The sequence below is a fragment of the Stenotrophomonas sp. 05L414_2 genome (genome assembly GCF_056397905.1).
In genome coordinates, this window is the sequence record NZ_JBFTOJ010000065.1 from 25,424 (window position 1) to 40,641 (window position 15,218).

The window sequence follows — 15,218 nt, forward strand, 5'->3', positions numbered from 1 at the left end:
AGGACACGCTGCAAGTACATCCCTGTACGCTCGGCCGCGGCATCCATGCCGCGGACGGTCCTGCCCGGCCCACCCGCAGGCTCTCGACGCCTCCCTGCGCGCGGTCGCTGGAGAGCCGAACCACGCTCGGCTCAGGCCGGAGCCGGAGATTGGATGGAAGGGCAAGAGCAGCCAAGCATGGCTTGGCTCTACCAGCGGCGAAGAGGCGCCGCTGTTCTGTAGAGCCGACTGTTGGTCGGCTGGCTTTCCGCGCCGTCCCTTGATTCACCGAGGAGCGCAGGGCACCGGTGCGTAGCACCGGCTCGCGGATGGCGGCGCGTTTCCGCCGCGGTCGCGGAAAGAGCCCGCCGCTACCGGCGCGTGTGCGCACGGAAATCCGCTCTACTGCAGATCGCGCAGATTCAATTTCCGCAGCGTCGGGTTCTTCCATGCAGTGACCCCGGCCACGCTCAGCACCGCGAATCCGCCCAGTACCACCGCCGGTACCAGCCCCAGCACTTTGGCCATGGTGCCGGCATAGAACGCGCCCAGTTCGTTGGACGAACTGATGAAGATGCCGTTGATAGACGATACCCGGCCGCGCATCTCTTCCGGCGTGGCCAGCTGCAGGATGGTGGAGCGGATCACCACCGACACGCCGTCGAAGGCGCCGTAGAACAGCAGGATCAACGCCGACAGCCAGAAGTGCTGGGACAGGCCGAAGCCGATCACGCACAGGCCGAAGCCGGCGACCGCGAACAGCAGCACCCGACCGGCATTACGGTGCAGGGGGTGGCGCGCCAGCCACAGGCCAACGCACACCGAGCCCAGTGCCGGCGCCGCGCGCAGGATGCCCAGGCCCTCCGGGCCGTGATGCAGGATCTCGTGCAGGAACGCCGGCAGCATCGCCACCACACCGCCCAGCAGTACCGAGAACATGTCCAGCGCCATGGCGCCGACCATGATCCGGTTGCCGACCACGAAGCGCGCGCCTTCGGCAATGCTCTTGAAGATCGGGGCGGCTGGGCCGGCATGCACCGGCTCTTCCACCTTCAGCGTGGCCAGGCAGCCCATCGCCACCAGCGCGAAGGCCGTGGCCACCGCATAGGACAGGCCCTTGCCACCGAAGCCGACCAGTACGCCACCCAGTGCCGGGCCGGCGATCATGCCAGCCTGGAACACCACGGCGCCAAGGCCGGCGCCACGGGCGAAGTGCTCGCGTGCCAACACCCGGGCGAACAGTGCGTTGTAGATCGGCGACAGGAAGGCGCGGACCATGCCGGTCAGTGCGATCGCCGCATAGATCGGCCACACGCCCTCAACCGGCAGCCAGCCCTTGGCCACGCTGGTCAGCACCAGCGCGGTGGCGACCAGGCCGGAACAGGCGACCATGCCCAGCTTGCGGCGCGGCAGATGATCCACCAGATAACCGGCGAACGGGGCCACGCAGAAGAACGGCAGCACCTCGGCCAGGCCGATCAGGCCCAGCGAGAACGGATTGCGGGTGACTTCGTAGATGTGCCAACCGACGGTGACCGCGACCACCTGGTAGGACAGCATCGCGAAGATGCGATACGCCAGCAGCCTGGCGAAACCGGGCCGGGACAGCAGGCCCAGCGCGGTGTCTTCGGCCGTGGCGGGCTCGCTCACGACGGATCGCGCTGCAGCTGGGCCTGCGCGGTCTCGCGGATGAACGCCAGCATCGCCGCCACGCCGTTGCTGCGGGTCGGCGACAGGTGGCGGGCCAGACCGATGTCCTGGATATAGCTGGGTTCGGTGGCCAGGATCTCCTGCGCGGTGCGCCCGGAGTACACGCGCAGCGCCAGGAAGATCAGGCCGGAGACGATGGCCGAATCGCTGATGGCGTGGAAGCGCAGCGACTGCGCGTTGCCTTCCGGCACGATCCAGACCATCGACTGGCAACCGAGCAGGCGGTGCTCTTCGGTCTTCCACGCGTCCGGGAAGGCGGGCAGCTTGCGGCCGAGGTCGATCAGGTACTGGTAGCGCTCGGACCAGTCGCCGAAGAAACCGAATTCCTCGGCGATGGCCGTCTGTGCCTCGGCGGCGGTGGGTTCAAGCGGGAACGGGGAGTCGATCACAACAGTCTCTACAGTAGGGAGCGTGGCCGRCTGACCGGCCACGGGGCAGGGCAGGTCAGCCGCGCTTGCGCGACCAGCGCACGCCCTGCGGGGTGTCTTCCAGCACGATGCCTTCGGCGGCCAGCTGGTCGCGGATGGCGTCGGAACGAGCGAAGTCACGTGCCTGCTTGGCTGCCGCGCGTTCGTCGATCAGGCCCTGGATACGCGCATCGTCGTCGCTGTCGCCGGCGGCGTTGCCGAACCATTGCGCCGGATCGGCCTGCAGCAGGCCCAGGGCGAGGCCGGCGCCAAGCAGTTCACTCTTCAACCGTGCGCGTTCGCCAGGATCGGTGGCGCGGCGCGCTTCACCGGCGATACGGGCCACTTCGGCCAGCGCCTGCGGCGTATTGAGATCGTCATCCAATGCCGCTTCGATCTCTGCCGGGATCACCGCGGTGGCGGCAACGTCGGCCAGCTCGCGCAGGGTGCCGTACAGGCGGTCGAGGGTGCGGCCGGACTGTTCGATCAGCGCATCGGACCAGTCCAGCGGCTGCCGGTAGTGGGCCGACAGCAACGCCAGGCGCAGCGCCTCGGGGGCATGCCTGCGGACCAGGTCGTGGACGCGCTCGATGTTGCCGATCGACTTGCTCATCTTGGCGCCGCCGAAGTTGAGCATGCCGTTGTGCAGCCAGAAGCGCGCGAACACCTTGCCGCCGTGCGCGCACTCGCTCTGTGCGATCTCGTTTTCGTGGTGCGGGAACTGCAGGTCGACGCCGCCGGCATGGATGTCGATGGTCTCGCCCAGGTGCGCGGCGGCCATCGCCGAGCATTCGATGTGCCAGCCCGGACGGCCGCGGCCCCAGGGCGATTCCCAGCCCGGCAGGTCGTCGCTGGACGGCTTCCACAGCACGAAGTCGCCGGGGGCGCGCTTGTAGGGAGCGACCTCGACCCGGGCGCCGGCCAGCATCTCGTCCGGATCGCGGCGCGACAGCTTGCCGTAGCCCTCGAAACTGCCGACGGCGAACAGCACGTGGCCCTCGGCGGCGTAGGCATGCCCGCTGCTGACCAGCTGCTCGATCATGGTGATGATCTGCGCCATGTGCGCGGTCACTTCCGGCTCGATGTCCGGCGGCACCACGCCCAGCGCGGCCATGTCTTCACGGTAGGCAGCAGCGAAACGGTCGGTGATGGTGCTGATCGGCACGCCCTGCTCGCGCGCGGCGGTGTTGATCTTGTCGTCCACGTCGGTGATGTTGCGGGCGTAGCGCAGGGCACCGAAGCGCCGCCGCAGCAGGTCGGCCAGCACCCCGAACACCACCGGCCCACGGGCGTTGCCGATGTGCACGTAGTTGTAGACCGTCGGGCCGCACACATACAGGGTCGGACAGGCCGGATCGAGCGGAGTGAACGGTTCGAGCTGGCGAGTCAGGTTGTTGTGCAGGCGCAGGGTCATGGGTCTGTGACTGGGGGACAAGCCTGTGATTTTAGAACGTGTCGGGGCCCTTTGGGGGGACCGTTGCCACCGGTGGACGTCACCGGCGGCCGGGGTGGGGTGGGCAGGAACGGCGCGGACGGGTAATGTTCAGCCCCTTGCGGTCACCACTGCCTACACTATTGCCGTGTCCCTGCTCCCTTCGCCAATGAAAACCACCGCGTTGCTGACCCTGGCCTGCCTGTCGGCGCTGCCCGCCGTGGTCCGGGCCCAGGAGGCCGAGCCCCGCAACCGGGTGGTGATCGTGGAGAACGTGAAGTTCGACTACGCCCAGGTGCTCAACGTGGAGCCGGTGTTCCAGACCCTGCGTGCCACCCGCACCGAGGAGCACTGCGAGCCGGTCTCGACCCGTACCCTGGCCCCGGTCAACGTCACTGGCGAGGAGCCGGTTGAGGACAAGGGCCGCATCGGCCGCCTCTGGGATTCGGTTCGCTCGATGTTCAAGCGCAGCGACGAGGAAGTGCTGGAGGAACTGCCGGCCGAAGCCCCCGCCCCGGCGCCGGCCAACACGGGCCCGATGCTGACGCGGGACTGTCGTATCGTGCCCGTCGGACGCGAGTTCCGCCGCCCCATCGCCTATGACGTGGACTATGTCTACAAGGGCACCAAGTACCGTTCACGGCTGCCCGAAGACCCGGGCAACCGGCTGAAGATCCGGGTTTCGATCACCCCCTGGGTGGGCCCGGAGCAGGCTGCCGCCGGCACCCCCTGATTCTGCGACGCCGGCCTCTTGCGCCGGCCCCGGCCGCATGTAAAGATTGCCGACCAATGAAGCTCACCGACTTCCAGCACGACAGCAGCGCCGCCCGCCAGGCCACTGGCATGACGTCGCGTGCCCGTCGACCGGAACCCCACATTCTCGCTGGGTAATCCGGAGCTTTCTGCTGTTCGTCCGAWAAAAACCCAGCCCGCCGGCTGGGTTTTTTCGTTTCCGCGTTCTGAAAGCTTCATCTGCAACCTTTTCGCACCACCCTGGTTTCCGGTTTTCCCTTCCACCTTCCACCGCGTCGACCCTCGGCGCCGCTCATGCAAGGAATGATGATGTCCCCCAAGCACTTCCTGAACACCCAGGACTGGAGCCGCAGCGAACTTGACGCGCTGCTGACCCAGGCTGCGCTGTTCAAGCGCAACAAGCTCGGCGACCAGCTCAAGGGCAAGTCGATCGCGCTGGTGTTCTTCAATCCGTCCATGCGCACCCGCACCAGTTTCGAGCTGGGTGCGTTCCAGCTCGGTGCCCACGCAGTGGTGCTGCAGCCGGGCAAGGATGCATGGCCGATCGAGTTCAACCTCGGCACGGTGATGGACGGCGATACCGAAGAGCACATCGCTGAAGTAGCCAAGGTGCTCGGCCGCTACTGCGACATCATTGCCGTGCGCGCGTTCCCGAAGTTCGTCGACTGGGCCTACGACCGCCAGGACGTCGTGCTCGAGAGTTTCGCCAGATACTCGCCGGTGCCGGTGATCAACATGGAGACCATCACCCATCCGTGCCAGGAACTGGCGCACGTGATGGCCCTGCAGGAGCATTTCGGTACCCAGGACCTGCGCGGCAAGAAGTACGTGCTGACCTGGACCTACCACCCCAAGCCGCTGAACACCGCAGTGGCCAACTCGGCGCTGACCATCGCCACCCGCATGGGCATGAACGTGACGCTGCTGTGCCCGACCGCCGACTACATCCTCGACGAGCGCTACATGGGCTGGGCCGAGCAGAACGTGGCCGAGAGCGGCGGTTCGCTGAAGATCAGCCATGACATCGACAGTGCCTATGCCGGTGCCGACGTGGTCTACGCCAAGAGCTGGGGCGCGCTGCCGTTCTTCGGCAACTGGGAGCCGGAGAAGCCGATCCGCGACCAGTTCAAGCACTTCATCGTCGACGAGCGGAAGATGGCCCTGACCAACAACGGTGTGTTCAGCCACTGCCTGCCGCTGCGCCGCAACGTCAAGGCGACCGACGGCGTGATGGATTCGCCGCAGTGCATCGCCATCAACGAAGCCGAGAATCGCCTGCATGTGCAGAAGGCGATCATGGCTGCTGTTGCCGGCCGCTGATTTTCGTACGTCGTTCAAGCACTCCAGACAATCCGCCGGGCATGGCCCGGCGCTACCAGGACATACCCCCCATGAGCAACAAAGACGTCGTTCTCGCCTTCTCCGGCGGCCTTGATACCAGCTTCTGCGTGCCGTACCTGCAGGAGCGCGGCTACAACGTGCATACCGTGTTCGCCGATACCGGCGGCGTGGATGACGAAGAGCGCGATTTCATCGAGAAGCGTGCCGCCGAGCTGGGTGTCACCAGCCACCAGACCGTCGATGGCGGTCCGGCCATCTGGTCCGGCTTCGTCAAGCCGTTCGTGTGGGCCGGCGAGGGCTATCAGGGCCAGTACCCGCTGCTGGTGTCGGACCGTTACCTGATCGTCGATGCCGCGCTCAAGCGCGCTGCCGAACTGGGCACCAACATCATCGCCCACGGCTGCACCGGCATGGGCAACGACCAGGTGCGYTTCGACCTGGCAGTGAAGGCCCTGGGTGACTACCAGATCATCGCGCCGATCCGCGAGATCCAGAAGGAACACACCCAGACCCGCGCCTACGAGCAGAAGTACCTGGAAGAGCGTGGCTTCGGCGTGCGCGCCAAGCAGCAGGCCTACACCATCAACGAGAACCTGCTGGGCCTGACCATGTCCGGCGGCGAGATCGATCGTTGGGAAGCACCGGGCGAGGGCGCCCGTGGCTGGTGCGCACCGCGCGCCGAGTGGCCGGAACAGGCGCTGACCGTCACCCTGAAGTTCGTCGAAGGCGAAGCTGTCGAGCTCGACGGCAAGGCACTGCCGGGCGAGCAGATCCTGGCCCAGCTCAACAAGCTGTTTGCCCCCTACGGCGTCGGCCGTGGCGTGTACACCGGCGACACCGTGATCGGCCTGAAGGGCCGCATCGTGTTCGAGGCACCGGGCCTGGTCTCGCTGCTGGCCGCGCACCGCGCGCTGGAAGATGCGGTGCTGACCAAGCAGCAGAACCGCTTCAAGCCGGACGTGGCGCGCAAGTGGGTGGAGCTGGTGTACGAAGGCTTCTACCACGACCCGCTGAAGACCGACATCGAAGCCTTCCTGARGTCTTCGCAGGCCAAGGTCAACGGCGAAGTGGTGCTGGAAACCCGYGGYGGCCGCGTCGACGCSGTKGCGGTGAAGTCGCCGCACCTGCTCAACACCAAGGGCGCYACCTATGCGCAGTCGGCCGACTGGGGCGTGGAAGAAGCCGAGGGCTTCATCAAGCTGTTCGGCATGAGCTCCACCCTCTACGCGCAGGTCAACCGCTGAGCGGTTGACCACGCTTTCCACCTCAACCCCGCGCCGTTGGCGCGCCCCCTTCAACAAGAAGGGGGCTCTCCACCAGACGCGTTCCGGTAGCGCCGGGCCATGCCCGGCGGAATTCCACAGGAACTGTTGATTCATGCTTGAACAGACGCTCGATCACCTGCAGGCACTGGTGTCCTTCGACACCCGCAACCCGCCGCGTGCGATCACCACCGGTGGCATCTTCGATTACCTGCGCGACAACCTGCCCGGGTTCAATGTGGAGGTGATCGACCATGGCGCCGGCGCGGTCAGCCTGTATGCCGTGCGCGGCACGCCGAAGTACCTGTTCAACGTGCATCTGGACACCGTGCCAGACTCGCCGCACTGGAGTGCCGACCCGCACGTGATGCGCCGCCTGGACGACCGCGTGGTCGGCCTTGGCGTGTGTGACATCAAGGGCGCGGCTGCGGCGCTGGTGGCGGCCGCCAATGCCAGTGATGGCGACGCGGCCTTCCTGTTCTCCAGCGATGAAGAAGCCAACGATCCGCGCTGCATCGCGGCGTTCCTGGCCCGGGGCATTGCGTACGAAGCGGTGCTGGTGGCCGAACCGACCATGAGCGAGGCGGTGCTCGCGCATCGTGGCATCAGCTCGGTACTGATGCAGTTCGCCGGCCGTGCCGGCCATGCGTCGGGCAAGCAGGATGCAGCCGCCAGTGCGCTGCACCAGGCGATGCGCTGGGGCAACCGCGCGCTGGACCATGTCCAATCGCTGGCCTCGGCACGCTTCGGTGGATTGACCGGCCTGCGCTTCAACATCGGGCGCGTGGAAGGTGGCATCAAGGCCAACATGATCGCACCGGCGGCGGAAGTGCGTTTTGGTTTCCGGCCGCTGCCGTCGATGGATATCGATGCGCTGCTGGCGACCTTCGCCGGCTTCGCCGAACCGGAAGCGGCGCTGTTCACCGAAACCTTCCGTGGCCCCAGCCTGCCGGCAGGAGATATCGCCGAAGCCGAGCACCGCCGCCTGCTGGCGCGCGACGTGGCCGACGCGCTGGACCTGCCGATCGGCAACGCGGTGGACTTCTGGACCGAGGCGTCGCTGTTCTCGGCCGGTGGCTACACCACGATGGTGTTCGGTCCGGGCGACATCGCCCAGGCCCACACCGCCGATGAGTTCGTGACGCTGGAGCAGCTGCAGCGCTACACCGATGCCGTACACCTGATCATCGCCGCCGGCGCCTGATCGACCCACAACGCCGCTGCGCTTCTGCGCGGCGGAACTGCAACGCGGCGACCGCCGCCTGTGACGAAACCGAAATGTCTCCTGCCCTCCAGCCCCACCGCCAGACCCGCCAGACCATCGTGCGCCTGCTTTCGAGCATGGCCAGCGCGAAGGAGATCAGCCAGTACCTCAAGCGCTTTTCGCAGCTGGACGCCAAGCGCTTCGCCGTGGTCAAGGTCGGCGGCGCGGTGCTGCGCGACGATCTCGACGCGCTGACCTCCTCGCTGTCGTTCCTGCAGGAAGTCGGCCTGACCCCGATCGTGCTGCACGGCGCCGGCCCGCAGCTGGATGCGGAACTGTCGGCCGCCGGCATTGAAAAGCAGACGGTCAACGGCCTGCGGGTGACCTCGCCGGAAGCGCTGGCGATCGTGCGCCGGGTGTTCCAGCAATCCAACCTGCGCCTGGTCGAAGCGCTGCAGCAGAATGGCGCGCGCGCCACCTCCATCACCGGCGGCGTGTTCGAGGCGGAGTACCTGGGCCTGGACACCTACGGCCTGGTCGGCGAGGTGAAGAAGGTCAACCTGGCGCCGATCGAGGCCAGCCTGCGTGCCGGCTCGATCCCGGTCATCACCAGCCTGGGCGAGACCGCCGGTGGGCAGATCCTCAACGTCAATGCCGACTTCGCCGCCAACGAACTGGTGCAGGAGCTGCAGCCGTACAAGATCATCTTCCTGACCGGTACCGGCGGCCTGCTGGACGAGCAGGGCAGCGTGATTGATTCGATCAACCTGTCCACCGAGTACGACCACCTGATCGCACAACCGTGGATCCACGGTGGCATGAAGGTGAAGATCGAACAGATCAAGTCCCTGCTGGACCGGTTGCCGCTGGAATCGTCGGTGTCGATCACCCGGCCGGCCGACCTGGCCAAGGAACTGTTCACCCACAAGGGCTCGGGAACGCTGGTGCGCAAGGGCGAGAAGGTGCTGCGTGCAACCGCCTGGAGCGAGCTGGACCTGCCGCGCCTGAAGGGCCTGATCGAATCCAGTTTCGGCCGCACCCTGGTGCCGGACTATTTCGAGAGGACCACGCTGCTGCGCGCGTATGTCAGCGAGAACTACCGCACGGCGGTGATCCTCACCGATGAGGCCGAGGGCGTGTACCTGGACAAGTTCGCCGTGCTCGATGATGCCCAGGGCGAAGGCCTTGGCCGCGCGGTCTGGAACGTGATGCGCGAGGAAACCCCGCAGCTGTTCTGGCGCTCGCGCAACGGCAACCCGATCAACCACTTCTACTACGCCGAGTCCGATGGCTGCTACAAGCAGGGTCATTGGAAGGTGTTCTGGTACGGTGCCGATGGCATCGACCGGATCAGGACCTATGTCGACCACTGCGCGGTGCGTGCGCCGAGCCTGGAGGGCTGAGCGCGATGAACCATGCAGACTGGACCCGGGTACCCACGTTGACCGGCACGCATGCGCGGCTGGAACCGCTGCAGATGAGCCACATCGACGGCCTGCGCGGCGCGTTGGGCGAAGGCGCGCTGTCCAGGCTCTGGTACACCCAGGTGCCCGATGCGAAGGCCATGACCGGCTATGTGCAGGCGGCGCTGCAGGCACAGGCCGAAGGCAAGGTGCTGCCGTTCGTGGTGTTCGATGCCAACGACCAGATCGTCGGCACCACCCGTTACTACGATCTGCAGCCGGACGTACCGCGGCTGAGCATCGGCTACACCTGGTATGGCGAATCGGTGCAGCGCACCGGGGTCAACTCCGAAACCAAGCTGATGCTGCTCAGCCATGCCTTCGAGCGGCTGGAATGCCTGAGCGTGGTGTTTGAAACCAGCTGGTTCAACTTCACCTCGCGCACCGCGATCGCACGCCTGGGCGCCAAGCAGGATGGCGTGCTGCGCAATCACCGCCGGCATCCCGACGGCACGCCGCGCGACACCGTCATCTTCTCCATCATCGATGCGGAATGGCAGGGCGTGAAACGCCACCTGCAGCACCGCCTCGATTCGCACGCATGAGCACGCACGCATGAGCACTTCCTCCTCGTTCACCGTCGGCATCGTCGGCGCCCGCGGCCATACCGGCGCCGAGCTGATCCGCCTGGTGGCAGCGCATCCGAACCTGCAGCTGGGCTTCGTGTCCTCGCGCGAACTGGCCGGGCAGCGCGTGTCCGACCACTACCCGCAATGGCAGGGCGAACTGCAGTTCGAGAATCTCGACGCCGACGCCGTTGCCGCCAAGGGCGTGGACGCGGTGGTCCTGGCCCTGCCCAACGGCCTGGCCGCGCCGTTCGTGGCGGCGCTGGAAACGGCGAAGCCGGACACGGTGATCGTCGACCTGTCGGCCGACTACCGTTTCGACAACACCTGGTACTACGGCCTGCCAGAGCTTACCCGCAGCCGTTACCGCGGACAGAAGCACATCAGCAATCCCGGCTGCTATGCCACCGCGATGCAGCTGGCGATCCATCCGCTGCTGGATCTGCTGGCTGGCCCGCCGCAGTGCTTCGGCGTGTCCGGCTACTCGGGTGCGGGCACCTCGCCGTCGGACAAGAACAACGTTGAACTGCTGGCCGACAACCTGATGCCGTACGCGCTGACCAACCACGTGCATGAGCGCGAGGTTTCCGTGCAGCTGGGCGTGGCGGTCGAATTCATGCCGCACGTCGCGCCGCATTTCCGTGGCATCACCCTCACCGCCAACCTGTGGTTGAACCRCGTGCAGACCCGCGAGCAGATCGTCGAGCGCTTCCAGCAGGCCTACGCCGGTGAAGCACTCATCGAGGTCGTGGACGAGGCGCCGTGGGTGAGCCGCATCGCTGGCCGCCACGGTGCCCAGGTCGGCGGCTTCACGCTCGCCCCGGGCGGCAAGCGGGTGGTGGTGGTGGCGACCCTGGACAACCTGCTCAAGGGCGCGGCCACCCAGGCCATGCAGAACCTCAATCTTGCGCTGGGCATCGACGAACTGACGTCGATCCCGCACTGAAACCGTACAGGAGCTCCCCATGGCAGACCTTCTTTGGCAGAAGCCAGGCGTCGCTGTCGATGCCCAGATCCAGACCTTCCTCGCCGGCGACGACGTGATCCTCGATCGCGAGTTCTTCCTGCATGACATTGCTGCCAGCGCCGCGCATGCGCAGGGCCTGCAGCACATCGGCATCCTCAGCGCCGACGAACTGGCCGGGTTGCTGCGTGAACTTGAGGTGCTGGCGCAGGACTTCCGCGAAGGCCGCTTCGTGCTGGATACGCAGTATGAGGATGGCCATTCGGCGATCGAGGCACGGTTGACCGAACGCCTGGGTGATGCCGGCCGCAAGATCCACACCGGCCGCAGCCGCAACGACCAGATCCTGGTCGCCACCCGGTTGTGGTTGAAGGAAAAGCTGCAGCGCGTGGCGCAGGTCAGCGCCGAAGTGGCAAAGGTGGCACTTGACCGTGCGCAGGCCGAGCAGCATCTGCCGATTCCCGGTTACACCCACATCCAGCGTGCCGTGGTGTCCTCGGCCGGCATGTGGTGGGCCGGTTGGGCCGAAGCCTTCATCGACAACGCCGTGCGTGCCCGCGATACCAATGCACTGGTCGATGCCAATCCGCTTGGCACCGCCGCCGGTTACGGCGTGAACCTGCCGCTGGATCGCGAGCACACCACCGCCGCGCTCGGCTTTGCGCGCATGCAGATTTCGCCGATCTACGCGCAGCTGTCGCGTGGAAAGTTCGAACTGGCCGCGCTGGAAGCGCTGGGCGGTGCCACCCTGGACCTGCGCCGCATTGCCTGGGACCTGTCGCTGTTCACCAGCGCCGAATTCGGTTTCGTCGCGTTGCCGGCGCAGTACACCACCGGCAGTTCGATCATGCCCAACAAGCGCAATCCGGACGTGATCGAGCTGATGCGCGCGACCCATGCCAGCGTCGCCGCTGCACGCACCGAAATCGAGCAGCTGCTGTCGCTGCCGTCGGGCTACCACCGCGACCTGCAGTCGTCCAAGGGCGCCATCTTCCACGGCTTCGGGCGCGGCCTGGCCGCGCTTGAACTGCTGCCGGCGCTGCTGGCCAACCTGGAATGGCGCGATGACAAGCTGCGTGCAGCGATCGATTCGGGCATGTATGCCACCGATGTCGCGGTGGAAGCTGCGGTAGCGGGCGTACCGTTCCGCGAGGCCTACAAGGCTGCTGCTGCCGGTGCCGACAGTGCAGGGCAGGGGCGCACGCCGGAAGGCAGCCTGGCGGCGCGCGTATCACCGGGTTCGGCGTCGGACCTGCGCCTGGATGAACTGCGCGCGCGCTGGCAGGCGCTGTCCTGATGGCCGGCACCGTCTACCTGGTGCTGGCGATGCGCCTGCCGGGCTTCACCGACGCCGTGGTGCAGCCGCACCGCGACTTCCTCGATGCGTTGCAGGCCGAGGGCCGGCTGCAGCTGACCGGCGGCTTTGCCGACGGCAGTGGTGGCGCCTATGTGCTGTGCAACCTCGACAGCCTCGCGCAGGCGCAGGCCATCGTCGCCACCGATCCGCTGGTGACGATGCAGGCATCGGCGCTGAGCGTCCATGAATGGAATACCCGCTGAGGCGCCCCTGATGACTGTCCACGCCGCCCACGTTGCATCGCCGTTCCCCGAACAAGCGCTGCCGTCGTGGCGGCGCGCCGTGCTCAAGGTCGGCAGCAGCCTGCTGGCCGCCGACGGTGGTGGCCTGTCGCCGCGCCACGCGCTGGGCCTGGCCCAGTTCGTTTCGGCCAACGTGCTGGCCGGGCGCGAGGTCGTCATCGTCTCCTCCGGCGCGGTCGCTGCCGGCCGCGCGATCCTGCCCCGGGCCGATGAACCCGGTGCGGCGATGGCGGCGCGGCAGGCGTTGGCGGCACTGGGCCAGGCGCAGCTGATCGGTCTGTGGCAGCGCTTCTTCGAGCGCCCGGTGGCGCAGGTGCTGCTGACCCATGACGATCTGCGCAACCGCCGCCGCTATCTCAATGCGCGGGCAACCCTCAACGAGCTGCTGCGGCTGGGCGCGCTGCCGGTGGTCAACGAGAACGACACCGTTTCGGTGGATGAGCTCAAGCTCGGTGACAACGACAACCTGGCCGCGACGGTGGCAGCGCTGGTCGATGCTGATGCACTGTTCATCGCCACCGACATCGACGGTCTCTACAGTGCAGATCCGCGCACGCATGCCGATGCCCGGCCACTGCATGAAGTGGCCGAGTTGAACGATGCCGTGCTGGCGATGGCTGGCGGCGCCGGTTCGGTCGCCGGTACCGGCGGCATGCGCACCAAGCTGGAGGCCGCAGCCAAGGCCGGCCGTGTCGGCATTGAAACCTATCTGTTCAATGGCCGCAGCGGCGAGGTGGTGCGCGCGCTGGCGCAGGATCGCCTGTTCGGCACCCGTATCCATGCAGCACGCAGCCGTGAGGCGGCCCGCAAGCACTGGCTGCGCCACGCTCCGCTCGCCGAAGGCGCGATCCTGGTCGATGCCGGCGCCGCCCAGGCGATGCGCGAGAAGGGGGCATCGCTGTTGCCCGGTGGCATCACCGGTGCCGACGGCGCGTTCCGGCGCGGTGACATGGTGCAGGTATGCTGGAACACCGACGCCGGCCGGGTGTGCGTGGCCCGTGGAGTGAGCCAGTACGCCGCCGATGACGTGCGCCGCATTGCCGGCCGCCACACCCGCGACATCCAGACCGTGCTCGGCTACAACTACGGCGGTACCGTCGTCCATCGCGACGATCTGGTGCTGCCATGAACCTACTGCAGGATATGCCGATGAGTGAGATCGAATCGCAGGCCCGTGCCTGCCGCGACGCGGCCCAGGTGGTTGCCGGCCTGGACAGCGATGCGCGCAGGGCACTGCTGCAGGCGATGGCGCAGGCGCTGGAGGTCAATGCCGGACAGATTCTTGCAGGCAATGCACGCGACCTGGCCGCCGCCCGCGAAAAAGGTGTGGGCAGCGCGATGCTCGACCGCCTGGCACTTGACCCGGCGCGCCTGCTGGCGATGGCCGACGCCGTGCGCGAGGTGGCCGGCCTGCCGGACCCGGTCGGGCAGGTGACCCGCGACGACGTGCGTCCGAACGGCATCCGCGTACAGAAGGTGCGCGTGCCGCTGGGAGTGATCGCGATGATCTACGAAGCWCGCCCGAACGTGACCGCCGAAGCCGCCGCGCTGTGCCTGAAGGCGGGCAACGGCGTGATCCTGCGTGGCGGCTCGGAGGCGATCCATTCCAATACCGCCATCGCCCAGGCGTTGGCGGGGGCATTGAAGGCCAACGGCGTGCCCCCTGCCGCTGTGACGGTGCTGACCGACCTGCGTCGCGAAGCAATGCTGGAACTGCTGCAGCTGCACGAACTGATCGACCTGGCCATCCCGCGCGGTGGCGAAGGCCTGATCCGCTTCGTCGCCGAGCACGCACGGGTGCCGGTGATCAAGCACTACAAGGGCGTCTGCCACCTGTTCGTCGATGCCAGTGCCGATCTCGACAAGTCAGTCGATCTGCTGGTGGACGGCAAGTGCAGTCGCCCGTCCGCGTGCAATTCACTGGAAACCCTGCTGGTGCACCGGGGCATTGCCGCAGCGTTCCTGCCGCGTGCTGCACAGGCGCTGGCCGAACGTGGCGTGCAGCTGCGCGCAGACGAGCGCGCGCAGCCATTGCTGCCGGGGAGCACCGCGGCCAGCGAAGACGACTATGCCGCCGAATTCCTTGATCTGGTACTGGCGGTCCGCGTGGTCGACGATCTTGATGCAGCGATCGCGCACATCCGTACCTATACCTCCGACCACACCGAAGTGATCGCCACTGAAGACGTAGCCAGTGCCGAGCGTTTCGTCAGCGCATTGCGCTCGGCGGTGGTGATGGTCAACGCGTCTTCGCGTTTTTCCGATGGTGGCCAGCTTGGCCTCGGCAGCGAGATCGGCATCTCCACCACGCGCCTGCACGCCTATGGCCCGATGGGGCTGGAAGCGCTGACAGTCGAACGGTTCGTGGTGCGCGGCGAAGGCCAGGTCCGAAGGTAGGGTCACAGCCGGGCTGCGCCCGGCACCCGCAGAGGCCGCGGCAACAGCCGAAGCAACCGCAAATGCAACGGCAACGGCAACAGCGGGGTTCCTGCGGGAAGGCGGGGTGGGTCCGGTTGCGGGGGACGCTGCAAGTACGTC

14 protein-coding genes are annotated in these 15,218 nt (G+C 66.9%); 11 read left to right on the plus strand and 3 right to left on the minus strand.

The window, feature by feature from the left end:
- Positions 1 to 381: 381 nt before the first annotated feature.
- The 3 genes from AC1DJN_RS11085 to cysS are packed head-to-tail and all read right to left on the minus strand — an operon-like array spanning position 382 to position 3,510.
- The gene (locus AC1DJN_RS11085; protein WP_032978720.1) at positions 382 to 1,629 is read right to left on the minus strand and encodes an MFS transporter; all 1,248 of its coding nucleotides are present in this window, start codon (positions 1,627 to 1,629) and stop codon (positions 382 to 384) included.
- A complete protein-coding gene (locus tag AC1DJN_RS11090; protein ID WP_025876416.1) occupies positions 1,626 to 2,078 on the minus strand; it encodes a SufE family protein in 453 nt (150 codons plus the stop codon). Before AC1DJN_RS11090 ends, AC1DJN_RS11085 begins: the two co-directional genes overlap by 4 nt.
- Before the next feature lie 55 nt (positions 2,079 to 2,133).
- Positions 2,134 to 3,510 carry a cysteine--tRNA ligase gene (gene cysS, locus AC1DJN_RS11095; protein ID WP_025876418.1) on the minus strand — a complete coding sequence of 459 codons (1,377 nt, stop codon included), beginning with the start codon at positions 3,508 to 3,510 and terminating at the stop codon, positions 2,134 to 2,136.
- Positions 3,511 to 3,697: 187 nt separating this feature from the next.
- Here cysS and AC1DJN_RS11100 point away from each other — a divergent pair, with 187 nt between their 5' ends.
- From AC1DJN_RS11100 to AC1DJN_RS11150, 11 genes are all read left to right on the plus strand, one after another.
- Entirely contained in the window at positions 3,698 to 4,261 is a 564-nt protein-coding gene (locus tag AC1DJN_RS11100; protein ID WP_442251610.1) for a hypothetical protein, read from the plus strand.
- A 329-nt stretch (positions 4,262 to 4,590) separates the two neighbouring features.
- Positions 4,591 to 5,601, plus strand: coding sequence for an N-acetylornithine carbamoyltransferase (locus AC1DJN_RS11105; protein WP_442251604.1), 1,011 nt, complete (start codon positions 4,591 to 4,593; stop codon positions 5,599 to 5,601).
- A gap of 71 nt (positions 5,602 to 5,672) precedes the next feature.
- Positions 5,673 to 6,866, plus strand: a complete 1,194-nt coding sequence (locus tag AC1DJN_RS11110; protein WP_478039206.1) for an argininosuccinate synthase — start codon at positions 5,673 to 5,675, stop codon at positions 6,864 to 6,866.
- A 133-nt stretch (positions 6,867 to 6,999) separates the two neighbouring features.
- Positions 7,000 to 8,088 carry an acetylornithine deacetylase gene (locus AC1DJN_RS11115; RefSeq protein ID WP_032978726.1) on the plus strand — a complete coding sequence of 363 codons (1,089 nt, stop codon included), beginning with the start codon at positions 7,000 to 7,002 and terminating at the stop codon, positions 8,086 to 8,088.
- 74 nt (positions 8,089 to 8,162) lie between these two features.
- On the plus strand, positions 8,163 to 9,491 hold the full coding sequence (locus AC1DJN_RS11120; protein ID WP_025876427.1) for an acetylglutamate kinase: 1,329 nt from the start codon (positions 8,163 to 8,165) through the stop codon (positions 9,489 to 9,491).
- A 5-nt stretch (positions 9,492 to 9,496) separates the two neighbouring features.
- Positions 9,497 to 10,096, plus strand: coding sequence for a GNAT family N-acetyltransferase (locus AC1DJN_RS11125; protein WP_025876429.1), 600 nt, complete (start codon positions 9,497 to 9,499; stop codon positions 10,094 to 10,096).
- A gap of 10 nt (positions 10,097 to 10,106) precedes the next feature.
- A complete protein-coding gene (gene argC, locus AC1DJN_RS11130) occupies positions 10,107 to 11,063 on the plus strand; it encodes an N-acetyl-gamma-glutamyl-phosphate reductase (protein WP_478039207.1) in 957 nt (318 codons plus the stop codon).
- A gap of 19 nt (positions 11,064 to 11,082) precedes the next feature.
- The gene (gene argH, locus AC1DJN_RS11135) at positions 11,083 to 12,378 is read left to right on the plus strand and encodes an argininosuccinate lyase (protein WP_032978731.1); all 1,296 of its coding nucleotides are present in this window, start codon (positions 11,083 to 11,085) and stop codon (positions 12,376 to 12,378) included.
- Positions 12,378 to 12,641, plus strand: a complete 264-nt coding sequence (locus tag AC1DJN_RS11140; RefSeq protein WP_025876435.1) for a YciI family protein — start codon at positions 12,378 to 12,380, stop codon at positions 12,639 to 12,641. The genes argH and AC1DJN_RS11140 overlap by 1 nt, the downstream gene beginning before the upstream one ends.
- A gap of 10 nt (positions 12,642 to 12,651) precedes the next feature.
- On the plus strand, positions 12,652 to 13,809 hold the full coding sequence (proB, locus tag AC1DJN_RS11145; protein WP_032978734.1) for a glutamate 5-kinase: 1,158 nt from the start codon (positions 12,652 to 12,654) through the stop codon (positions 13,807 to 13,809).
- Positions 13,806 to 15,077: a glutamate-5-semialdehyde dehydrogenase gene (locus AC1DJN_RS11150; RefSeq protein WP_032978737.1), complete on the plus strand. Its 1,272-nt coding sequence runs from the start codon at positions 13,806 to 13,808 to the stop codon at positions 15,075 to 15,077. Before proB ends, AC1DJN_RS11150 begins: the two co-directional genes overlap by 4 nt.
- The last annotated feature ends 141 nt before the right edge of the window (positions 15,078 to 15,218 follow it).